Genomic DNA, 2,706 nt, shown 5'->3' with positions numbered 1-2,706 from the left:
CATTCGAGGCGCTCGGCGTAGCCGCGGGCGTTGAAGTCGCCCTGCGCGTCGAAGTCGGTCAGCGGGAACGACAGCAGGCCGGAGCCCATGATGGATTTCAGTTCTTGAGGTTGCATGGCGAAGTCACGAGGCGGAAAAAGAAGAGGGCCGAAGCCAGGAAACCGTCCCTCCCGGGCGGATGGCATGCTGCGGGAGCCGTGCCATTTCAGGGGTCGATTTCCTGGAACTGGTTGAATGTTAACGTTAACAATACTCAAACACAGAGGGTAAACCCTGGATTTCGCGGCTGCCGCGCCGGGGTGGCCCTTTCGCCTAGACTCGGCGGCATGCCGCTGCGCGACACCACCACGCCCCCCACCTCCGACCCGCTTGTCCCCCTGCCCGCGCCCGCCCGCGCGGCGGTCACGCTGCGCGAGGTGGCCGAGCGCGCGGGCGTGTCGATGATCACGGTCTCGCGCGTGCTCAAGACGCCCGGGCAGGTCACCGAGGCCACGCGCGGGCGTGTGCAGGAGGCCGTGGCCGCGCTGGGCTACGTGCCCAACCTCGTGGCCGGCGGCCTGCGCTCCGCGCGCAGCCACCTCGTGATGGCGCTGGTGCCCACCACGCGCGGCCAGTTGTTCGGCGAGATGATCCAGTCGCTCACCGACGCGCTGCACGCACGCGGCTACCAGGTGATGTTCGGCGAGGTGGGCTACGCGGCCTCGCGCGAGGACGGGCTGCTGCGCGCCATCGTCGGCCGGCGGCCCGACGGCATCGTGCTCACGGGCGTGATGCACTCGCCCGAGGGGCGGCGGCTGCTGCTGGCCTCGGGCATCCCCATCGTGGAGACCTGGGACACCACGCCCACCCCCATCGACATGCTGGTGGGCCTCTCGCACGAGCGCCTGGGCGAGGAAGTCTGCGCCTACCTGCACCGGCGCGGGCACCGGCGCCTGGCCGTGCTGAGCGGCGACGACGAGCGCGCCACACGCCGCCAGCGCGGCTTCTTCGCGGCGGCGCAGCGGCTCGGGCTGCCCGAGCCCGCGCTGCACTGGGGGCCTGCGCCCACCTCGCACGCCGAGGGCCGCACGGGCCTGGCCGCGCTGCTGGAGCGCGCGCCGGACATCGGCGCGGTGTTCTGCAGCTCCGACATGCTGGCCCTGGGCGTGCTCACCGAGGCGCGCGCGCGCGGCCTCGCCGTGCCGGGTGATCTGGCCGTGATGGGCTTCGGCGACATCGAGTTCGCGGCCACCCAGTGGCCCAGCCTCACCACCGTGCGCATCGACGGCACGCGCATCGGCGAGACGGCCGCGCGCTTCATCGCCGACCGCGCCGAGGGCCGCGCGGTGGCCGAGCCGGTGGTGGACATCGGCTTCTCGATCATGGAGCGCGAGAGCGCCTGAGCCGGCGCCCCGGCGCAGTCGCCTCAGCGCATGGGGATCACGTACACCTTGCGCGGCGCGGTGCAGCCCGGGCCTTCGTAGGGCGCGCTGTCGCGCTCCCAGCCCGGGCCGGGCGATACCTGGGCGCACACGCGCTGCCCGTCCACCTTGCTGCGCCAGTAGTACCAGGGCGCCGGGGCCGCCCACGCGCCCAGGGCCAGCCCGGCGGCCAGGCCGCACAGCGCCGCGGCCCGCAGGCCCCGCACCGCGCGGCTCACGGGGCGCCCCCCACCGAGCGCAGGAAGGCATCCACCGCGTCGGTGTAGGCGCCGGGCAGGCCCAGCTGCTCGTTCGTGCCCCGGTGGTTCAGGTCCTGCGGCAGCACCTCGGCGCGCATGCCCAGGGACTGGGCCTGGGCCGCGAGCCGGTGCGCCTGGTCACAGGCGATGGCGCGGCGGCTGGAGCACACGGCCAGCAGGGGCGGCGCGCTCTGGCGCAACTGGTGCGCGGGCGATACGGACTCCCACTGCGCGGGATCGCGGCCGAAGGCATGGTCGTAGAGCGGCGCATGGCGGGCCCGCATGACGCGCGGCACGTCCATCGCGGCGCTGTCCAGCGCCACGGTGGCCAGCACGGGCAGCGCGCCGGCCTCGCGCTGCAGCGCGGGCGAGGCCATGAGCAGCGCCACGAGGTGCGCCCCCGCCGAGTGGCCCATGGCGACGAAGCGGCGCGGGTCCGCCCCCCAGCCGGGCGCGAGCCGCTGCGCCTCGGCCAGCGCGCGGGCCACGTCCCGCACCTGCACGGGCGGCCCGGCGTCCGGCAGCATGCGGTAGTTGATGGAGACGAGCACCGCGCCGCGCGGCACCCAGTGCGCCACCTTGTTGCGCACGACGGTGGCGCCGGCCTTGTCGCCGTGCTTCCAGGCCCCGCCATGCACCATGAAGACCACGGGCGCGCCGCGCGGGTGCTCCGGCAGGTACACGTCCATGCGCTGGCGCGGATCGGCGCCATAGGGCAGGTCGCGCAAAAGCCGCAGGCCGGCGGGCGGTGTCCAGGCGGTGTCCGCGCCGGCCTCCGCCACGCCATCGATCGCGTCCGCCGCGCCGGGCGCCGCATGCGCAGCCACAGCCACGCCCATCGCCAAGGCCACCACCCCGGCGGCCGCCCGCCGGAGCCACGCCGTGCCAATCCCTGTGTGCATGAACATCTCCTGTCGTGCCGGAAAGCCCTGTAAGAACGTGAACACGATCTAAGAACGTGTTCACGATCTCCCAGGGGTCGCGCAGCGGCGTGTGCGGGCGGGATGCAAGGCGCGGTGCGCCGCCCATAGCCCGGCTATGGGCCA

3 protein-coding genes and 1 pseudogene are annotated in these 2,706 nt (G+C 73.9%); 1 reads left to right on the top strand and 3 read right to left on the bottom strand.

Annotated features, from left to right (window positions below):
- Positions 1 to 116: pseudogene (locus AX018_RS25855) on the bottom strand (5-dehydro-4-deoxyglucarate dehydratase); the annotation flags it as partial.
- Between the two features lie 210 nt (positions 117 to 326).
- Between AX018_RS25855 and AX018_RS24415 the strand changes: the two are divergent.
- On the top strand, positions 327 to 1,382 hold the full coding sequence (locus tag AX018_RS24415; protein ID WP_111882826.1) for a LacI family DNA-binding transcriptional regulator: 1,056 nt from the start codon (positions 327 to 329) through the stop codon (positions 1,380 to 1,382).
- Between the two features lie 23 nt (positions 1,383 to 1,405).
- On the opposite strand, the gene AX018_RS24410 is transcribed toward AX018_RS24415, so the two are convergent.
- Both AX018_RS24410 and AX018_RS24405 read right to left on the bottom strand, forming a co-directional pair.
- Complete coding sequence (locus AX018_RS24410; protein WP_211322531.1) at positions 1,406 to 1,639, bottom strand: hypothetical protein; 234 nt, start codon at positions 1,637 to 1,639, stop codon at positions 1,406 to 1,408.
- Positions 1,636 to 2,562 (bottom strand): alpha/beta hydrolase, encoded by a 927-nt coding sequence (locus tag AX018_RS24405; RefSeq protein WP_245951841.1) that lies wholly within the window; start codon positions 2,560 to 2,562, stop codon positions 1,636 to 1,638. Before AX018_RS24405 ends, AX018_RS24410 begins: the two co-directional genes overlap by 4 nt.
- Positions 2,563 to 2,706 lie beyond the last annotated feature (144 nt).

The sequence above is a fragment of the Paracidovorax anthurii genome (assembly GCF_003269065.1).
GTDB classification, from domain to species: Bacteria; Pseudomonadota; Gammaproteobacteria; order Burkholderiales; family Burkholderiaceae_C; genus Paracidovorax; species Paracidovorax anthurii.
The sequence above is the reverse complement of the archived record's forward strand: the minus strand, read 5'-3'. Positions and strand labels throughout refer to the sequence as shown.

Bases quoted from the DNA above. Each gene is read 5' to 3' on its own strand.
- AX018_RS24415 (WP_111882826.1), top strand. From the start codon at position 327: ATGCCGCTGCGCGACACCACCACGCCCCCCACCTCCGACCCGCTTGTC.
- AX018_RS24405 (WP_245951841.1), bottom strand. From the start codon at position 2,562: ATGCACACAGGGATTGGCACGGCGTGGCTCCGGCGGGCGGCCGCCGGG.